General features: G+C 50.6%; 19 protein-coding genes and 3 pseudogenes. All 22 read right to left on the reverse strand.

Annotated features, from left to right (window positions below):
* A partial coding sequence (locus FN001_RS16770) for a plasmid mobilization protein (RefSeq protein WP_486463534.1) occupies window positions 1-193 on the reverse strand: 193 nt, incomplete at its 3' end.
* A 534-nt stretch (window positions 194-727) separates the two neighbouring features.
* A complete protein-coding gene (locus FN001_RS16780) occupies window positions 728-1,153 on the reverse strand; it encodes a hypothetical protein (RefSeq protein ID WP_004853578.1) in 426 nt (141 codons plus the stop codon).
* A gap of 42 nt (window positions 1,154-1,195) precedes the next feature.
* A complete protein-coding gene (locus FN001_RS16785) occupies window positions 1,196-1,393 on the reverse strand; it encodes a helix-turn-helix domain-containing protein (RefSeq protein ID WP_055185243.1) in 198 nt (65 codons plus the stop codon).
* Window positions 1,371-1,871: an RNA polymerase sigma factor gene (locus tag FN001_RS16790; RefSeq protein ID WP_081028395.1), complete on the reverse strand. Its 501-nt coding sequence runs from the start codon at window positions 1,869-1,871 to the stop codon at window positions 1,371-1,373. The genes FN001_RS16785 and FN001_RS16790 overlap by 23 nt, the downstream gene beginning before the upstream one ends.
* A 116-nt stretch (window positions 1,872-1,987) precedes the next feature.
* Entirely contained in the window at window positions 1,988-2,692 is a 705-nt protein-coding gene (locus FN001_RS16795) for a zf-HC2 domain-containing protein (RefSeq protein WP_015537033.1), read from the reverse strand.
* A complete protein-coding gene (locus FN001_RS16800) occupies window positions 2,685-3,197 on the reverse strand; it encodes an RNA polymerase sigma factor (protein WP_055185245.1) in 513 nt (170 codons plus the stop codon). Before FN001_RS16800 ends, FN001_RS16795 begins: the two co-directional genes overlap by 8 nt.
* 252 nt (window positions 3,198-3,449) lie before the next feature.
* Window positions 3,450-3,578, reverse strand: a pseudogene (locus FN001_RS16805) (Maff2 family mobile element protein); the annotation flags it as partial.
* Window positions 3,579-3,790: 212 nt separating this feature from the next.
* Window positions 3,791-4,606: pseudogene (locus FN001_RS16810) on the reverse strand (VirD4-like conjugal transfer protein, CD1115 family); the annotation flags it as partial.
* A 41-nt stretch (window positions 4,607-4,647) separates the two neighbouring features.
* Window positions 4,648-4,806, reverse strand: a complete 159-nt coding sequence (locus tag FN001_RS16815) for a transposon-encoded TnpW family protein (protein WP_081018971.1) — start codon at window positions 4,804-4,806, stop codon at window positions 4,648-4,650.
* A gap of 143 nt (window positions 4,807-4,949) precedes the next feature.
* Window positions 4,950-6,821, reverse strand: coding sequence for an AAA family ATPase (locus FN001_RS16820; RefSeq protein WP_142412607.1), 1,872 nt, complete (start codon window positions 6,819-6,821; stop codon window positions 4,950-4,952).
* On the reverse strand, window positions 6,818-8,314 hold the full coding sequence (gene mobQ, locus FN001_RS16825; protein WP_142412608.1) for a MobQ family relaxase: 1,497 nt from the start codon (window positions 8,312-8,314) through the stop codon (window positions 6,818-6,820). Before mobQ ends, FN001_RS16820 begins: the two co-directional genes overlap by 4 nt.
* Window positions 8,280-8,639: a DUF3847 domain-containing protein gene (locus FN001_RS16830; RefSeq protein WP_025483370.1), complete on the reverse strand. Its 360-nt coding sequence runs from the start codon at window positions 8,637-8,639 to the stop codon at window positions 8,280-8,282. Before FN001_RS16830 ends, mobQ begins: the two co-directional genes overlap by 35 nt.
* Before the next feature lie 127 nt (window positions 8,640-8,766).
* On the reverse strand, window positions 8,767-9,291 hold the full coding sequence (locus FN001_RS16835) for a hypothetical protein (RefSeq protein ID WP_015516227.1): 525 nt from the start codon (window positions 9,289-9,291) through the stop codon (window positions 8,767-8,769).
* Between the two features lie 300 nt (window positions 9,292-9,591).
* Complete coding sequence (locus FN001_RS16840) at window positions 9,592-10,422, reverse strand: TraX family protein (RefSeq protein ID WP_025483373.1); 831 nt, start codon at window positions 10,420-10,422, stop codon at window positions 9,592-9,594.
* A gap of 135 nt (window positions 10,423-10,557) precedes the next feature.
* A complete protein-coding gene (locus FN001_RS16845) occupies window positions 10,558-10,902 on the reverse strand; it encodes a TnpV protein (RefSeq protein WP_025483374.1) in 345 nt (114 codons plus the stop codon).
* A complete protein-coding gene (locus FN001_RS18805; RefSeq protein WP_486463535.1) occupies window positions 10,899-12,785 on the reverse strand; it encodes a DUF4368 domain-containing protein in 1,887 nt (628 codons plus the stop codon). The genes FN001_RS16845 and FN001_RS18805 overlap by 4 nt, the downstream gene beginning before the upstream one ends.
* Before the next feature lie 60 nt (window positions 12,786-12,845).
* A pseudogene (locus FN001_RS18810) lies at window positions 12,846-13,892 on the reverse strand (type IV secretory system conjugative DNA transfer family protein); the annotation flags it as partial.
* Entirely contained in the window at window positions 13,889-14,389 is a 501-nt protein-coding gene (locus FN001_RS16855; protein ID WP_096920180.1) for a PcfB family protein, read from the reverse strand. The pseudogene FN001_RS18810 and the gene FN001_RS16855, both read right to left, overlap by 4 nt.
* 100 nt (window positions 14,390-14,489) lie before the next feature.
* Complete coding sequence (locus FN001_RS16860) at window positions 14,490-14,801, reverse strand: DUF5720 family protein (protein ID WP_142412610.1); 312 nt, start codon at window positions 14,799-14,801, stop codon at window positions 14,490-14,492.
* Entirely contained in the window at window positions 14,794-15,156 is a 363-nt protein-coding gene (locus tag FN001_RS16865) for a DUF7768 domain-containing protein (protein WP_142412611.1), read from the reverse strand. The genes FN001_RS16860 and FN001_RS16865 overlap by 8 nt, the downstream gene beginning before the upstream one ends.
* 48 nt (window positions 15,157-15,204) lie before the next feature.
* Window positions 15,205-16,083, reverse strand: a complete 879-nt coding sequence (locus tag FN001_RS16870; protein WP_142412612.1) for a DUF6017 domain-containing protein — start codon at window positions 16,081-16,083, stop codon at window positions 15,205-15,207.
* Window positions 16,084-16,377: 294 nt separating this feature from the next.
* Window positions 16,378-16,653: a DUF5720 family protein gene (locus FN001_RS16880; protein ID WP_118426133.1), complete on the reverse strand. Its 276-nt coding sequence runs from the start codon at window positions 16,651-16,653 to the stop codon at window positions 16,378-16,380.
* Window positions 16,654-16,664: the final 11 nt, after the last annotated feature.

Consider the following 16,664-nt stretch of genomic DNA (forward strand, 5'->3'; position numbering starts at 1 on the left):
CGGCAAGCAGCTCGTCATTGACGGGGGAAACGGTTATGATGGGGCGTATGGCTGCCCCGGTTATGGCTTGCCGGATAAACTCGGCTTGGCTCATGTTGCAGGCAGAAAGCCTTTCCGCAAACTCGGCGTATTCTTCCTCGGTCATGCGTGTCTTGACTACCCGGCTGCGGTGCGGTGTGTTGTATCGTTTCATGGTCGGCAGACCTCCTTTCTGTGCGTGGTGTCCTCTCACTAATAGGAGAAAAACAGGGTGTGAAGCGGAACTGTTTTTGAAAAATCCGAAAATTATTTTGAGGGATTTTTAAGCGGCGCAAGCCGTATAAGCAGGGTTTGGGGAAGGCACTCCCCAACAAGATTCCCGCAGGGGCAAAATGAGCAAAACGCGAATTTTGGCACCTCGGTAGAATCTTGCTCTAAAAAACTGCCGCTTTCCTCGGCGGCTCTGGTTTGCGGATATACTGGCTTGCTCCACCAATATAGCGATTGCGGCGGCGTGTTCTGCCCGCTGTTCACCACTACAACGGTGAAAAAGGTGCGTTTTGGCAAATGCAGCGGAAATTTTTTTGATTTCCCCGTCCTGCTCCCTACAACAATCCGGCGGTGTGGTTTGCCAAAGATTTTTGAAAATAGGCGCAAAAAAAGCAGCAAACCTTTTTCAAGATTTACTGCTTATATGCCGCTGTGATGGGCGGCGGTATTAAATTGTCAGCCGTTTTTCAAATGGAATTTATCTGCAATCGCTTTCTTTTCGCTTTCCAATCCCTTTTCTGTAATCTTCCATAATCCTAACGCAATGATCTGCTATCTTTTGCATTCCGAGTTCTTCAAAAAAAGCAATTTGTATTTTCATCAGTTCTTCGCAAACAGCCAACTTCTGCTCATCCATATTGCTAATAGCAAGCCATGGGAACGCTTTATATTTCTTAGTGTCACCAATGAGAAAATTGTACCCTATCAACTCATTTTCACGGAAAACGAAATAGAATTGTGGACCTGAACCCGGAACTGACTTTTCCATAATTTGTTGCATGGTTTTCACACCGCCGTATGCAGGAAAAAAACCTATTCGCTCAAGAGCATTTAATATGTCAAGCCTTTTATCTGTGGGTATGTCTCTATAATTGATAATCTGTTCCATTTGCTCCACCCCCATTAAAGTTTAATTTGTCAGGCTCTAATTATACAACTTTTCTGCTTAGCGGTCAAAGCGGAACTTCAACAGGCTTTCTATCAGCCGCCCGACGATATGTTCCTGCATATCTGTGTTGATCTGTCCGTCCATTTTCGCACAAGAGCGGATATATCCGGCATAATGGGATAGGACGGCGGCAACAGCTTCCGGGTCGCCCTCGCTTGCCTTAACGATTGTTTCATAGGAAAGTAGCTGGCTCATAGGACAAGCCCTCCAACTCTGCCCGTAGCCGCCGCAAAATCATCTGAATACGCCGCCCGGTTGTGTTGCCTGCCCGTCCATATCTCCGTCCAATCTCCCTATGCGTCAATCGTTGGAAGTAGTATAGGAAAATGATTTCCTGTTCCATCTGTGATAGTGCGGACAGGGCTGCGGCAAGCTCTGGACTTTCCAAAAGCACCATCTGACCGCAGACGAAAAGCGGATAGCTGTTCATGCCGGATTGCTCTGTAAAGTATTTATCTGTGGTGCTGAATGGATAGTGTTTTTCTTCTATCAGATATTCAAGCGAGATTTCCCGCTTGCGGCGGCTGCGTATGCTTCGGGCTGCGTCTATGGCAGCGTGGCGAATAACAGTCTTGCAAAAGGCATCGTGTGTATGCCGAATATGTTCTTGATACTTTTCGTGTTCGGTCATGGAAAATCCCCCTTTCTGAATAATGGCAGAGGGCGGCAGCATTTTATGCTGTCGCCCTCTTGGTTACCGAACAGCAAAGACGGGCGGGGCTGTCAACGGCGGCGCATTTGCGCCGTTCATCTTGACTGTTGACAGGCTCGGCTGGGTTTGCTATCTGCTCACGGCAATTCACTCTCATTGATAGGAATTGCTTCAAGTTCCGTATTCAAATTGTTCCAATAAGAGCCAATATCCGCACTTGTGAAATACTTAAAACCGCCTGCTTCTGACTTCAATTCGCCGTTTTTAACTCCATAGCAGGCGTAAATCAAATCGTAGCTTGTTCCATCTGAGAGGTTAAATCTAAAGCTGGTCACATCTGCTCCAGCAGTTTCCTCAGTTGTTTTGTCTTTTAGGGATAAGCCCTTGAACTTATCATACAGGGTCTTTATATCATTTTCAGCAACAACTACTTTCTTTTCTGCTGATGCAGGCACTCCGTCATAGTGGTACATTTCAACGCTTTCGACATCTTCAACCTCAAATGGGAAGTCGATTTTGACAGGCTCATAAGCAATGTTTATAGGTAACAGAAAGAGAGCTGTAAAAATTGCAATGATACAAAGAGTGATGGAAACGAGAACAGCAATAGTTATCTTTTTTCTGCCCCTCTGCTTTTCTTTTGCCTCATGGCGCATAATAACGCTTTCGCTTTCTTCGTGAAGAACATCTTCGCTCGTGTGAGAAAGCAATTTCTGATAAATTGCGTTACAGTCAGCACAGGCGTTCAAATGCTCTTTTACCATCTCTGCGCTTGCTTCGCTGCAAGCACCGTCAACATACAGCGGAAGAATATCTCGAACAATATCGCATTGTTTACTCATGCTTTTCATCCATCCTTTCTTGAATTTTTAGCTTTGCACGATGATAAGTAACTCTCGCCCATGATTCTGTTTTTCCAAAAATTGCAGCGATTTGTGAAAAAGATAGTTCCCCGAATACGCGAAGCTGAAAGACTTCTTTGTATGGTTCTTCCAAACGGTGAAGAACGAGGTGTATGCGGAACGCCATGTCAGAATCTGTAACTGAGTTCTCAACATTTTCATTTGATGGCAAGTCATTGATTTCACTCACATCAGCTACTCGCTGACGGCTTCGCATTTCATCATGGTAAAGATTTTTTGCTATGGAGCAGAGCCATGTCAATTCATCTGACTTACCTTTGAATTGTGATGTTGTAGAAACAGCCTTATAGAATGTGTTCTGCGTGATTTCCTCTGCTATCTCACGATTTTTAGCAAGAGAAATAGTATACGAGTATACCTGTAAATAGTAGGCTTTATAGAGCTTTTCATAGTCCATACTTGTCATCACCTCCTTCAGCTTCATAGGTTAGACGGAGAAATCGGAATTTCGTTACAAAGAAGTTTGAAATTTTTATACCTTTACGCTACTCTTGCTTTCTGCGGACTATTGGTAGACGCGCATTAACGGCAAGCAAAGAGATTGCTGTGTCAGCTTGATATGTTCAAATGCTAATTAAGTATAGCATACAGCTATGAATTTTTCTATTGCGTTCCCCTGACTTCGGAATAGTGGCAGGGCTGGCTATCCATGTCTTGTGCTTCTCTACCGTACATGAGCATTCGCGCCGGGGTTGTCGTTGCCGTAACCTTCCAGCAGGTTGATGACGCCCCAGATGCCGAGACCAGCGCCGAGGGCGATAACGAGGGTCTGAAGAACGGTGATAGCCTGATTGAAAAATGCCATATACAAAATTAGCCGGAATCATTTGAAAAGGTTGATTAGTCATTCATAGGCATACAAAAGCCGGAACAATCAGCACCCGGTTTCCGGGGCCTGATTCCGGCTGTCCTCCTTTTTTCATTATTTTTTGGTGATTGTCCGCTTTGTACGCCAATGGCCCCAAAAGGGCAGTTGAGGCGGATAGATAAGACCACTCCTTTCACAGCGGAACAGATTTACGCGCCCTCTGCGTCTACTTCGTACACATCGTAGACCTCGTTGGGCTTGAGTTTGAGCCGGGTGGACAGGAACGCCTCAATGTCAAAGGCATTCTTTGGGTCCGCGTCGGCGGTGTATGGGTAATTGGGGTGCTTGGTGATGTCGTACTTGTCCGAGAGGAAAGGACGCACACCACGCAGCTGGAGGATGCACTTGCCGCCGTCCATGACGGCCAGTTCATCCTGGCTCATAAGCTCTTTGCCGAGCTTCTGGTAGTTGAGAGAGTGGGAGGTTTCCCGCCCACGGCTCTCCCCGGTGTTGTAGGTGTCGATGGTCTCCTTGCCCAGCACGGCGGCCAGCTCCTTGAGGGTGGTCGGCTCCTTGCCGCCCAGGAAGATGGAGGTATCCATGTTGCCGATGATGGTATCGGCGTTGTCCTTGTAGATGGCTTTCAGCTGGGACTGTGCTTGCAGCACCAGGCAGGCGGAAATCTCACGACTGCGGATGGTGGCGACCAATTTCTCCAGCTTGGGAATCTGGCCGATGTTGGCGCACTCGTCAATGAGGCACCGCACATGGACCGGCAGCCGCCCGCCGTACACATCGTCCGCTTTTTCGCAGAGCAGATTGAACAGCTGGGTGTAGCACATGGAGATCAGGAAGTTAAAGCTATCGTCCGTGTCGCTCATAATGAGGAACAGGGCGGTTTTTTGGTCTCCCAGGGTGTCCAGCTCCAGCTCGTCGTAGGAAGTGACCTCCCGCAGTTCCGCAATGTCGAACACGGCGAGGCGCGCACCGCAGGAAATCAGAATGGATTTTGCGGTTTTGCCAGAGACGAAAAGTCAAGGACTTTTTCATCAAATTCAAAAAGAAGTCACATTTTGCGGACTTCCTCACGAAGCATACGCTTGATTTTGTCCTCCATTGTCTCTTTTGCGGTCTGGCTGAAATGCACACGGACGATATAGGTGGTCTTGCCGATCTGCTTTCTGACAGTCGGGCAAGGGGTACTGTTGGTTGCGGTATTGTTCATTCAAAATCCTCCTGTAAATAAAAAATGCCCGGTGACTTTTCATCATCGGGCGGTGATCGGTATGAGGGAAGAAGGCAAGGCGGCAACATTAAGGTATCTATAAAAACCTTGCCGTCTTTGCCACGCTTGCCTTGTTCCTGTTATTAGTCTCGGAGATAGCAGACCCATGCTGTGCCGTCTTTCTCGGTCACAAGCCTGTCCCCGATACGGCTCTTTGCCGTTCTCATGGTGCGTGAGGAAATCCCACGCTCATTGACCGTCTTTTCCAGCTCTGCACTCGGCATACGCTTTCCATCTGCCAGCAGTTCCAGAATGAGCATTTGCGCCTGTGCGGTCTTACTCTCGGTCTTGCCGGAGTCCGTCCCAGCAAGAAGCTCGTCAGCGGTAATGTCATAAGCTCCTATCCACTCAAAGCCTTTCTCGTCTCCCAGAGAAAAGGCAAGGGACTGTCCGGGCGGCGCAAGGGAGCTTTTCTCATGGATCAGCACCCTCGTTGTGGGGCTGTCCTTCAGCTTGCCGATAAAGAGCAGACTGCGGACTGCCGCCGTAATGTCGATAGACCCTAATCCCCGGTAGGTGCTTTGCGTTCCTGCGGCTTTGTTGAGGTGTCCGATCAGCACGATAGCGCACCCGGTAGCCTGTGCAATGTCTCCCAGACTGCGGAATATCGGGCGCACCTCGTTTGCTCTGTTCATGTCCACATCTGCACCCAGAAAAGCCTGTACCGGGTCAATGATAACCAGCCTTGCGTTGTTTTCCCGGATTGCCCTTGCTATGCGCTCATCGGCAAGGGTCAGCGGCGTGTCTCTATCGTCAATGACAAGCACTCTTTCAAGGTCTGCGTTTGCTTCCATCAGTCTGGGCTTGACGGTATCGCCCAGACCGTCCTCGGCGGTTTGATAGATGATGTTGAACGGCTCAAGGGTTTCCATACCGGGCAAGGGCTTTCGGTTGGTGCAAGCCGCCGCAAGACGCATGGCAAAGTAGGTCTTGCCCTCGCCGGGATTGCCCTGTATGATCGTCAGCTTTCCAAAGGGGATATACGGAAACCATAGCCAATCCACGCTCGTCAGCTCCACATCTGCCATACGGAGCATGGGGACAGGCTGGGCGGTGGGCAGCTCTCGCAGCGTGATTGTCTCGGCTATGAATTTGCGGCTGGGAATGTCCCCTTGCTGACGGAGAACATCGTTCCAGTCTTTTCTTGCCGGGACAAGGCGAATGACGGCGACCTCGCCGGGAATGTCCTGTGCCAGCCGGGTGCAGGCTTCACTTCCTGCGGTGTCGCTGTCAAGGCAGAGGAACACTTTTCGGGTGTCCTTGCGTTCAGAAAGAAAACGGTCAAGGGCTTTGCCTGAAACGCCGCCCAGGGCAAGGTAGCTCCTTGTCTGCCAGTCCTGCGGATAAAGGCAGATAAAGGACAAAAGGTCAATCGGCGCTTCAAAGACAAAGAGCTGGTTGCCGTTTCCCTCATAGCGGAACGGATAGGACTTGTCAGACCCGGCAATGTCCTGTCTGAATGGGTCTGCCGTTCCTCGCACATGGGCGTATCTCGGCGTACCGCTTCGGTCTCTGCCAACAAACACAACATTGTGCCGCTTTGCGTCCTCGTAAATATCCCCAGAAAGAAGAAAAGCCTCAACAAGCGTTTTGTTGAGACCTCGGCTTTCGCAAAGATATTGAATTGCTCTGTCGGCTGTTCTGTTGTGCAAGGGCAAGTGAAACGCTGTGGGCGGTGCTGTGCTGGCTTCGCTCTGTCCCTCGCCGCTTTCGCCGGTTAAGAGCTGGACAGCTTCGGGAAAGGACTTTCCGTAAAACTCCATGACAAAATCAATGGGATAGCCGCCCTTACTCTGGCTGTGGCGAAACCATTTGTTTCCCCGAACGGTCAAGCTGTCATGTTCTTTCCAGCGGTATTCCCGTCCGCTTTTTATCAGTGTCTCTCCCTGTGTGCGGAGAAAATCTTCCAGACTGACGGCATTTGCCCGGTCAATCTGTGCTTGGGTGTAATTCATCGGGATAGTTCCTCCTTTTTCTGTCGTGTTTGGGGTCGATTTTGGAGCTTTTGTTCCTCTGTACGCTCGTTAAATCGGGCGGCAGTATCTACACATGACTTGACCTTCCAAAGGCGGTGTAAATCGTCTCTGACGGTCTTAAACTCGCCATAGGTGGTGTTGTGCGCCTGTTCCAGCTCGTCATACTCGTCGGACAGCTTTTTTATATCCACCTTGCCGTCTGGGAACTCCCCGGTCAGCTTTCGTCTGGCGGCGTAGAACTGTATCAGTTCCGCTTCATGCTCTGCCTTGTACTTGGCTCTGGGCTTCTCAAACTTGATTTTCTGCAAGCCGTCATAGACAGGCTTCAAGTTCTGGAAAGCGGCGGAGCTGTCATAGAGCCGCTTAATCGCTTTCATTCGTGCCGTCTGCTCATCCAGCGTTTTCTTCAAGCTCTCTGTGGCAGCACTGTGTTCGCTGACACGGCTTTCCAAATCTTCAAGGGAGTAAATGCCATTCTTCCGAAGATAATTGAAAGTCTCGTTCATCTCCTTTAGATTGCTGATTTTACCTTTCTGGGAATACGCCCCGGCTCTGCGCTGGGTGTAATAGGCGTTCAGCAGAGAAACAAGGTCGGGTGCCTGCGGCTTGGCAAGCTCCGCTTTTGCTTCGGCAATCCAATCAAACAGGAGAGCGGTTTTCTTCTTAATGTCCCGGATAACGGCATTGGTGGCTTTGATCCAGCGGTTGAACTCGCCTTTCTCGGTGCGTATGCCTTTCTTCTCCATTGCCCGGACGGTTGCGCCTTCATGGATAGTGGGAAGTAAATCCACGCCTTGCCGTTCATAGCTGCGGTGGTCGATACGAACATCAATACCTTTTTCCGCAAACTTGGCATTGCACATCTCCGCCCATGCTTCACGCCAATGTTCCAGCGTTTCGGGACTGCCCCAGTCGGTAGTGGGAACGGCGTTGAAAACAAACTCTCCGTTCTGGTCCCGGATACGGTTGCCGTCCTCGTCCAGCTCATACACCCGGCGTTGCTTTAGTCCCCATTTGCCGTTCTGCTCGATGGGGCGGATAGGGCAAAGCACATGAAAATGCGGGTTTGGTATGCCGCCGTCCTCCCGGTCTGGCTGGTGTACGGCGAAGTCAACCACCATGCCCCGGCTCACAAAGTTCTCCAACAAAAATTGCCTTGCAAGAGCGATGTTTTCCTCAAGGGAAAATTCATTCTGCAAGGCAATGTCAAAGCTGTATGCAAGCTGGGCGTTCTTTCCACGCTCGGCTTTTTCCACGGCATTCCACAAGGTCTGACGGTCTGCAAATTCCGGGGGAGCATGGGACGGCAGGAGAATGTCGGAGCAGATCACGCCGCCCTTTCTGGTGTAGTCGCTGTACTCGCCGTAATACTCGCTATACAATCGCTCCCCGGCTCGGTAGGCGGCAGAAGCGATAGCGGACTGTCCTGTGCTTCGCTTAGTCTGCGTGACGCTCAGATGAAATAGTGCCATCGGCTTTCAACTCCTTTTCTCTGTTTGCTTGGCTGATGTGGGTAATCGCCATGTGACGGACGGCTTGCTGAACTTCGGACAGAGAAAAGATTTGTTCCATCAGCTCTGTCATTTCGGTGCGTGTGAGATCTTTGACCTCCGGGGCAAGGCTCTCAATCGTGCCGCCCAGATTGCAAAGACGATGGGTGCGCTTTTGTCTCTCGCCTTTCTCCAGATACTTCTTTCTGTTCTCCAGACGCTCCAGCTTGTGCTGTTCCTGTGCAAGCTGTGTCTCGACCTGTTCCTTTTCGGCTCGGAGCTGTTCAAGGTTTTTCGGTTTTGCCATTTTTCGTGACCTCCTTTTTTGAAAATGGGGATAAAAAAAGACCGTCAACTTTTCGCAGATTGCGACCAGTCAACGGTCAGTTTTTCGGTATTCAGTTGTTGTGTTCAGTTCGGTAAATTGAAGTTGGTCAAAGTTGTTGGCGAAGATATTCCACAACATTTCCATTCGTATCATAGAAACAGATGTTTCCTACATTGAGGGGCAGGACAATGGCGAAAGGCTTGCCACTATCAATATCAATCACCTGAATGCCGTTGCCATCATCTACTTCAAGTCGAACAATATTTTGGGTATTCATTGAGATAAATGCCCTTTCGTTATTTCCCTCAACAACAAACTCTGCAATGTAATCATCAACCTCAACTATATCTCCACCACCACGGAAGAAATATCCAAAAGACAAGCCAGGGCGATTTACATAGACAGAAAAAGTGTGGTCTGTCTTGTCCTGTGGGTAAGAAATAAATGCAGCCATTGTGTCGGAAATGCTTCCATCAACAATCCAATCATCCAAAATTTTTTGAGATTGGCGAATGTCTGCTTCTAAACTGTTTGCGGTTTTACCAATGTCATTGTTTGCATAAAGGAAACCGAAAACCAACACACAAGCCAAAATAACACCCAAGAGGATTATGGGTAATTTCTTTTTCATAGAATCACACTCCTTTATCAAATTAAGATTCTTGATTTTCAAACTTGCTGGCGGCGAACGGTTTGTCAAAACCGTTTGCGGACGGCAAGTCCACAGGGGATAGCCGCTTTAGCGGCGCAAGGGGGTGTAGCCACCTTGACGGAACGAAGTGACGCAACATTCTCGGTCATGCAGTTTTCTTCTGCTGACGGAGAATGAAGCTCCGCAGGACGCACTACTCTCGACAGAGAGTATAGAAGTGCGCCCTTTAGTTCCTAAAGGGGTTTGCTCCGGCTTAATTTCTCGACAAACTGCAATTAGTCATTTCAGTAAGTATTTTCCGAGTCCTATCTGAATCAAATATAGGACAAGGATATGTGCTGGATAAAAAACATAGAAGAAGTATTTTAGCTTCAGTTTACCACGCTTTCCGTTGTATAGCAGAATAAGCAAGCAGGCAAGAAGCGTACATAAAGGCGGTTGATTCCCCGTTGTCCCCATGTAAGCCAAAAGGAACAGCAACACTTGATAGATTCGGTGATTACGGCAAATATAAAATGCTGATATGAATAAGATCCCCTGCATACCGTAGTCACAATGGATTCCTTCCGCAATGCCGGAAAAAAGCACTACACTGAGAACTTGCAGGACTGCTGATTTTATTCTATCCACCGGTAGGTCTGATTTACACGAAAATCTTTCAAGGCATACCAATGTCAATAAGCCTAAAAACAAGGTGAAAAATACATTTTGATACTTCAAGTAAAACGGAAATGTATCTTCCATTCGTGAATACGCACTAAAGAAACCTATGTCAAATGGAACTTCCGAAATAAGGGCAAATGCAAGCATCAACCCAATATAGCGTTTTTTACTTCTTGTGTGTTGGAATCCTTCTGCCAGCAAAAAACAGAATAGCGGAAAAGCAATCGTCCCAATGCTTTGCAAATCAAACCGTATGAAATAATCTATCTCTCGGAATCTCTCCCACGACATTTGCCCGTTATCTGCCATAGCCCCCCAGTAGTTTGATAGCAGCCATTGCAGCACAATTTTACATAGATGGTCAATAAGCATTGTCAGTACAGCAATAACCTTTAGCGAATTTCCTGAGAGAAATTGAATGCGATTTATTTTCCTATCAAGGCTCATAAAGCAACCTCCTACCAACTTCCAATTCTACGATTTTTCGCATTCAAATTATACCATAAAACTCGTGAACAATTCTATCGCAACTTTGGACTATATGAGAAAAGTCCGAACAGTTTTCTGCCCGGACTTCCTCACTCAATCATAAATCAATTCTGCTTTCACAACTTCCTCTGCCTGTGCCTTGCAAGCGTTCATCTGCCGCACCCATTCCATTTGGTTTTCAGCTTTCAGTTGCTCGGTCACGCCGTACTGTTTTGCCAGCTCCGGCACGATCAGTTCCATGCGGTTTCGTGCCGCTTCGTCAATCTCGGCGCAATGTTCAAAGAGCTTGTCGGATAGCACCAGTTCATTGAACAGTATCGGGCGGTGCATTTCTAAATACGCCTTGCGAAGTCTGCCGTAATGTCCGAGGGGCTTGGTCTTGCGGATAACGATGTTCGGGATAAGATAATCGCCGTTCTGTGTGTAAGTGATATTCATGCTGTTTGTACTCCTTTCATCGGCTCTCTCTGCGGTAAACTGCTGACAGGGACGAACACGCCCTTTGCAATATTCTCCGCACGAATGGCGGCTTTCTTGGCTTCGATTTCTGCCTTTTTTCTCCCCTTGATTTTGTCCTCGTATCGCTTCTGCGCTCCGCTGGCTTTCCGCTTCAAGTAGTTCTGATGAAGCCTGTCCTTGCGTTCCTCACGCTTGCGGATTTCCTCTAATTCTTCCGGGGTCAGCTCCACTTCTCCAAACGCCGGGGGAACGAATCGCCCAACAAAATTGAAGTAAATCTCGACCTCCTGTGTGGTCTGTATACTGCCTTTGCGGTCACGCTCATGCACAAGGATTTTCTCGATAAACTCGTTGAGCATGGCAATGGTCAGCTTGTCGAAGTTCTCATACTTATCAATCAGAGCGATAAAACGGTCAGCGTCCTTTTCGTGCGTTTCATAGCTCTTGACAGCCTTTTCCAGAGCAGAGATTTCAGCGGTAAGCTCGGCTTGCTCCTTTGCGTATTGAGCGTCCAGAGTGGCGTATCTGCTGTCGGACAGCTTTCCTAAAATGTTGTCCTCATAGATTTTGCAGAGCAGGACTTCCAGCTCGGAAACTCTCTGCTTTGCTGTGGCAAGGCGTGTCCGCTGTTTCCTGACCTCTGTGGTCTGCTGGCTGGACTGCGCTTCCTGCACCACACGGACAAACTCGACTCGGTCATGCTTCGCATACTCGGCAATGGCTTTGAGCATTTCGGAAACAAGAGACAATACCACATCTTCATTGATACGGTGCTGAGTCTTGCAGAGTGTCCCGCAAGGAACTTTGGTGTACTGTGAGCAGGTGTATTGAGAAATGCGCTTGCCGTTGTTGGTGCGGTGGACATACATCTTGCCGCCGCAATCGGCACAATAAAGCAAGCCTGTGAGGGGAGCTGCTTCGCCCCAGCCGTCCGGGTAGCGTCTGACATTCCCACGGATTTTCTGCACAAGGTCAAAGGTCTGCTGGTCAATGATAGGCTCATGGGTATTCTCGAAAATTGTCCATTCGTCCTCCGGGACATAATGGCTTTTCTTATCCTTGAAGTGCTTTCGGGTCTTGAAGTTGATGGTATGTCCCAGATACTCACGCTTTTCAAGAATGTTGCAAATGGTGGAAGAACCCCAGCCGTACACATCTTTGAAAGTCTTGTTTTTGTTCACGCCCTCGCCGTGCTGGGCAAGGTAAGCGGACGGAATGAGGACTTTTTCTTCTTTCAGCCTGCTGGCGATCTGATACGGACCGTAGCCGTCAATCGTCATGGCAAAGATGCGCTTGACCACCTCGGCGGCTTCGGGGTCAACCAACCATTGGTCTCTTGCTTCGTTCCAAAGATAGCCGTAAATGACCGTGCCTGTGAGGTGCTTGCCGGACTTGCCTTTGGACTGGAAAGTGGAACGGATTTTACGGCTGGTATCTCTGGCGTAATACTCGTTCATAATGTTGCGGAAAGGGGTAAAATCATCATCACCTCTGGCACTGTCCACGCCGTCATTGATGGCGATAAGGCGAACGCCACGCTGACGCAGGATTTCCATAATCTGACCGACTTTCAGATAGTCACGACCCATGCGGCTCATGTCCTTGATACACAGATACTCCACATTTCCGGCTTCAACCTCTTTCATCATTGCCAGAAATCCGGGACGGTCAAAGCAAGTGCCGCTAATGCCATCGTCCGTGAAATGGACAATGTTCGTAAACCCCTGCCGTGCGGCGAACTCCTCCAACATAGCTTTTTGATTGGAAATGGAATTGCTCTCACGCTGTTGGTCATCATCTTTGCCAAAGTCATCACGGCTCAATCGTTCGTACAGAGCTGTGATTTTCTCGTTTTTTCTCATAACTTGCGCTCCTTTCTTCGGCTTTAGGTTGTGTGTTCTAAGAGACTTCCCAACCGCTTGATTAAGAAGTCTTTTAGAGCATACAACACCCGCAGCCAGCTTGTACTTCTTGTACTGGCGGACGGCGAAGTGGTTGGGCTTCTCCGCCTCCAGCGCGTCAAACATCAGGTCCACCGGGTTCTTGAACTCCTCGTCATCCTCCCGGACCTCCATCGCATTGATGAACTCGATGAGGGTGGAGAAATTCTGTTCCTCCACCGGAGCCTCGTAGTGGATATACCCGATAAGGGCGCAGTACAGCAGCGTCTCCGCCTTGACCCAAAAATCGTCCCCGGCCTTGCCCTCGCCCTTGGTATTGGCGATCAGCGTCGTGACCAGCTTCAAAATGTCTTTCTCGCTGTGAATATACGAAAAAGGGTTGTAGTGCATACTTTTTTTGAAGTTGATGGTGTTGAGGACTTTGATCCGGTACGGCTCATAGATGACCTTGCCGCGCTTATCCTTCATGGGCTTGCCGTCCTTGCCCAGCTTGGGGGTGCCGCGCTGAAGCATTTTGCCGCACTCCACCAGGATGGTGCCCTTGGGGTCTGTGACCACATAGGACGAGTGCATCTGCATCAGGTTCGGTTTCAGCCAGAAGCGGGTCTTACCGGAACCGGAGCCGCCGATCACCAGAACATTTTTGTTTCTGGCAGTCTTGGGGTCCTTGGGGCGGCTGTTCATGGTCAGGCTTTCCGTTTTGGTCAGAATCACATTGTTCTGGAATACCGGGTCGATGTAAGGAGCGATGTCCTCATGGGTTCCCCATCGTGCGGACCCGTACTCCATGCCGTGGCGATACTTCTTGGCGTTCTTGCTTTTGAGATAGACCGCCAGCCGCAGGCCAGCGCCACAGCACAGGCCCACCAGCAGGTCCAGGGGGTGCAGGCTGGGCCACCAGCTGGCCAGCGCCACCGGCAGCGTAGAGAAGAACGAGAGCATTTTTGCCGAAGCGTCCGCACCTACGGCCATCCGCCACGCCTCCCCGAAGTTGGTGGCAAACAGCCCCATCAGGATATAGGGCAGATTCAGCAAAAGGAGCTTCTTGATGTCCAGCTGCTTTTTCATCGTTCCAGCTCCTTCCGCTTGTTCCGGTCCACGACGGCGTGTTTCACCAGCTCTTTGAACTGGCTCAGCTTTGCCAGCACGGACGGGCGCTCGGATTTCTCCGCCTTTCTGACCTTTTTGCCGGTGTACTCGGTAAAGGCGGCAGTCAGGGCATCCGCGTCCCGGCCCTTAAAAAAGATCAGGTACTTGGGCGGGGAGCTGCTGCGGTCCTTCTTCACCGCATAGTCCACGCCGTATTTCCGGGCGATCTTCTCAAACTCCTTGATGGAGGGGTCGGTGATCTCGATGTTGGAAACGCCCTGGTTCTGGCCGATCAGCTGCTTCACCGTCTGCTTGCCGTGGGGAATCACGGGGGTATCCCGGCTTTTCTGCTTTTGCAGCTTCTTTTCCTTGCGGTGGGCAAGGTACTTGGTGATGGCGGCTTTCAGCAGCCGCCCGGTAAACTTTGTTCCGCTGACTACCAGCGTCAAAGTCCTGTTTTCCACTTCCTCCTGCATTTTTCTCGCCTCCTTTCCACGGATTTTGCAGGGGTGGCACTTGATACTAAGGCGGGACCACCAGCCGCCGCAGCAGGTATTTCAGCATGGCAGGCTCCTTTCAGCGCAGCTGGTCGGGGCGGTCATAGTACAGATGGCCCTGGCGCACCCTGGCATGGCTGAGAATCTTGATGTGGCCCTTTTCCTGGTTCTCCAGGCTTTTCTGGTATCCGGCCTCCGTCAGAAACAGGCGGGTCCGTTCGCCCTTCCAGCCCACCGGGGATTCGTCGGTCAGCACATCGAAGATAATCATGTGCCGGGTGTCCTCGGCAAACCGCTCCAAATCCATGTACTCATGGCCGTGGTAGTTCTGCGCCCCGGCCTTGAGGCGCATTTCCTCCATCAGCTGGCCCACGGTTTTACGCTCAGGCATGGCGCGCACCTCCTTTCCCGCGCCCCTGGCCCTTCACGGTCAGGATGCCGTCCAGGGTGGTGGCTGTGATCCGCAGGCGCTCGGCGGTGGCAATGTCATGCTTCACGGTCTCGTCGATGCCGTGGCCGCAGACCACCAGCACATGGGACCGGCGCAGGTAGTCCCGCGCCATATCCAGCCCGTCCTTGTGTTCCTGGGGGATTTCGTCCTTCAGGAAAGTGGGCAGGAACAGCACCGGGCAGATGGGCGAATACCCGGCGTCGTACACCTGACGGCAGTAGGCCGCAGCGTTCTCGGCGTTCTCATACTGGCTGTTGCTCCAGGGAGCCGTAATGTAGGCAAGGGGTCGTTTCATGGCAAAATCCTTTCTCCCGGTGTGTCCGGGCAGCAGAAAAGCGGCTGTTTACCAGCCGCCTGCGTACATATCGTGGTTGACTTGTGCGGTGTAGTGATTGCTGATCGTGGTCGGCGCATTAAACAGCACCGCAAGCAGATACTGCTTCATGTTGCGGATTTCGGTGGTATTGTTCCGTAGGCACTCCATGACAAACTCGATGTGGGAGCTGTCCAGCTTCAAAAAACGGGAGCGGACAACCTCATGGGGGAAGTCGCTGCCAGCGATCCGGGTGGTTTTCCGCTTGGCGCAGACGGTCTCCACCATCAGCTCCACGATCTCGTCCAGGTCCTCCCGGTAGGTGGTAAACTCCCGGCACAGGTGGTCATACTCGATGTTCTCCAGAATCAAATCCCGATAACTTTCCATCTCTGTGAGCGACATCGCATCCCTTCCTTTCCGTTCCGGCAGCTGTGCTGCCGCCGTCTCCCGGAAGGGAATGGAATCGGTACTTGATCCATGAGTAATTGATTTTTGGGTATTTGATTTCTCTATATTTAATTCTGCGGGCTTTTCCGTATCCGGTTTATCCATATACGGGTTTTCCGTATCTGGTGAAGCCGTATCCGGCTTGGTCGTTTCCGGCTGCCGGGGCTGGGGCTGCTCATAAATAACATACTCGGTGTCGCTGATCCGGCCCTGCCGGTCCCGCAGCTGGTGGCGCACGATGTAACCAGCGCTTTCCAGTTCCCGCAACGCACCGCCGATGGCGTCCACACCCTCCTTGCAGATTTTCGCAAGGCCACGGGTGGTATAGTTCCAGTCATCCGGCAGGGACAGCATCATGGAAAGCAGTCCCTTGGCCTTCAGCGACAATTCATGGTTCCGCAGGTGATGATTGCTCATTACCGTATAGTCGCGGGTTCTTTCAATCCGAAAGACCGCCATTGACTTCACTCCTTTCTGATCTCAGGGCATGAAAAAAGCCACAATCTTTCGTGAAAAAGACTGTGGCGTTCAGCTGTTCTTGATTTTCGTGTTCTTCCGGGGCCGGTAGGGACGCTTGGGCAGCGGCGGTTGGTCGAACAACGATTCATGCCCCGAAAACGGGAGGGTCTGCAAAACCCGGTCAATGTCGGTGGATTCCATGTCATATTGGGACTGGCAGTTTTCCCGGATAGCATCCTTGATGCTCTGGACAGTACACATATTCATTCCTTTCCTTTCGTAGTGATGATGGGTTTACGGGTGGCGGCGGCGCTTGCCCGGCTTGAAGTCGAGGACATGGCCCTCGATCACGCGGGCATACCGCTTGATTTTGATTTCCCGGCGCTTCTGGCTTACGAGGGCGGCCTGATACCCGTCCTCCGTGAGAAACAGCCGCATTTCATCGCCGGGGCTGCCGTAGGAGCAGGGACGCAGAACGGAAAACTCGATCATCCAGCGGGTGCTGTCCTGGAAACGCTCCACGGCGAGAATATTGTGTCCTTTCAGCTCACGGGCTGAAATATCCTTCATAGGCGGCTCCT

The sequence above is a fragment of the Clostridium sp. Marseille-P7770 genome, assembly GCF_902143525.1.
In the GTDB taxonomy this organism is placed as follows: domain Bacteria; phylum Bacillota; class Clostridia; order Lachnospirales; family Lachnospiraceae; genus Pilosibacter.

Excerpts from the sequence above, each read along its gene's own strand:
- FN001_RS16780 (WP_004853578.1), bottom strand. The coding sequence starts at position 1,153 with ATGGGGGTGGAGCAAATGGAACAGATTATCAATTATAGAGACATACCC.
- FN001_RS16785 (WP_055185243.1), bottom strand. The coding sequence starts at position 1,393 with ATGAGCCAGCTACTTTCCTATGAAACAATCGTTAAGGCAAGCGAGGGC.
- FN001_RS16790 (WP_081028395.1), bottom strand. The coding sequence starts at position 1,871 with ATGCTGCCGCCCTCTGCCATTATTCAGAAAGGGGGATTTTCCATGACC.
- FN001_RS16795 (WP_015537033.1), bottom strand. The coding sequence starts at position 2,692 with ATGAGTAAACAATGCGATATTGTTCGAGATATTCTTCCGCTGTATGTT.
- FN001_RS16800 (WP_055185245.1), bottom strand. The coding sequence starts at position 3,197 with ATGAAGCTGAAGGAGGTGATGACAAGTATGGACTATGAAAAGCTCTAT.
- FN001_RS16815 (WP_081018971.1), bottom strand. The coding sequence starts at position 4,806 with ATGAACAATACCGCAACCAACAGTACCCCTTGCCCGACTGTCAGAAAG.
- FN001_RS16820 (WP_142412607.1), bottom strand. The coding sequence starts at position 6,821 with ATGAATTACACCCAAGCACAGATTGACCGGGCAAATGCCGTCAGTCTG.
- mobQ (WP_142412608.1), bottom strand. The coding sequence starts at position 8,314 with ATGGCACTATTTCATCTGAGCGTCACGCAGACTAAGCGAAGCACAGGA.
- FN001_RS16830 (WP_025483370.1), bottom strand. The coding sequence starts at position 8,639 with ATGGCAAAACCGAAAAACCTTGAACAGCTCCGAGCCGAAAAGGAACAG.
- FN001_RS16835 (WP_015516227.1), bottom strand. The coding sequence starts at position 9,291 with ATGAAAAAGAAATTACCCATAATCCTCTTGGGTGTTATTTTGGCTTGT.
- FN001_RS16840 (WP_025483373.1), bottom strand. The coding sequence starts at position 10,422 with ATGAGCCTTGATAGGAAAATAAATCGCATTCAATTTCTCTCAGGAAAT.
- FN001_RS16845 (WP_025483374.1), bottom strand. The coding sequence starts at position 10,902 with ATGAATATCACTTACACACAGAACGGCGATTATCTTATCCCGAACATC.
- FN001_RS18805 (WP_486463535.1), bottom strand. The coding sequence starts at position 12,785 with ATGAGAAAAAACGAGAAAATCACAGCTCTGTACGAACGATTGAGCCGT.
- FN001_RS16855 (WP_096920180.1), bottom strand. The coding sequence starts at position 14,389 with ATGCAGGAGGAAGTGGAAAACAGGACTTTGACGCTGGTAGTCAGCGGA.
- FN001_RS16860 (WP_142412610.1), bottom strand. The coding sequence starts at position 14,801 with ATGCCTGAGCGTAAAACCGTGGGCCAGCTGATGGAGGAAATGCGCCTC.
- FN001_RS16865 (WP_142412611.1), bottom strand. The coding sequence starts at position 15,156 with ATGAAACGACCCCTTGCCTACATTACGGCTCCCTGGAGCAACAGCCAG.
- FN001_RS16870 (WP_142412612.1), bottom strand. The coding sequence starts at position 16,083 with ATGGCGGTCTTTCGGATTGAAAGAACCCGCGACTATACGGTAATGAGC.
- FN001_RS16880 (WP_118426133.1), bottom strand. The coding sequence starts at position 16,653 with ATGAAGGATATTTCAGCCCGTGAGCTGAAAGGACACAATATTCTCGCC.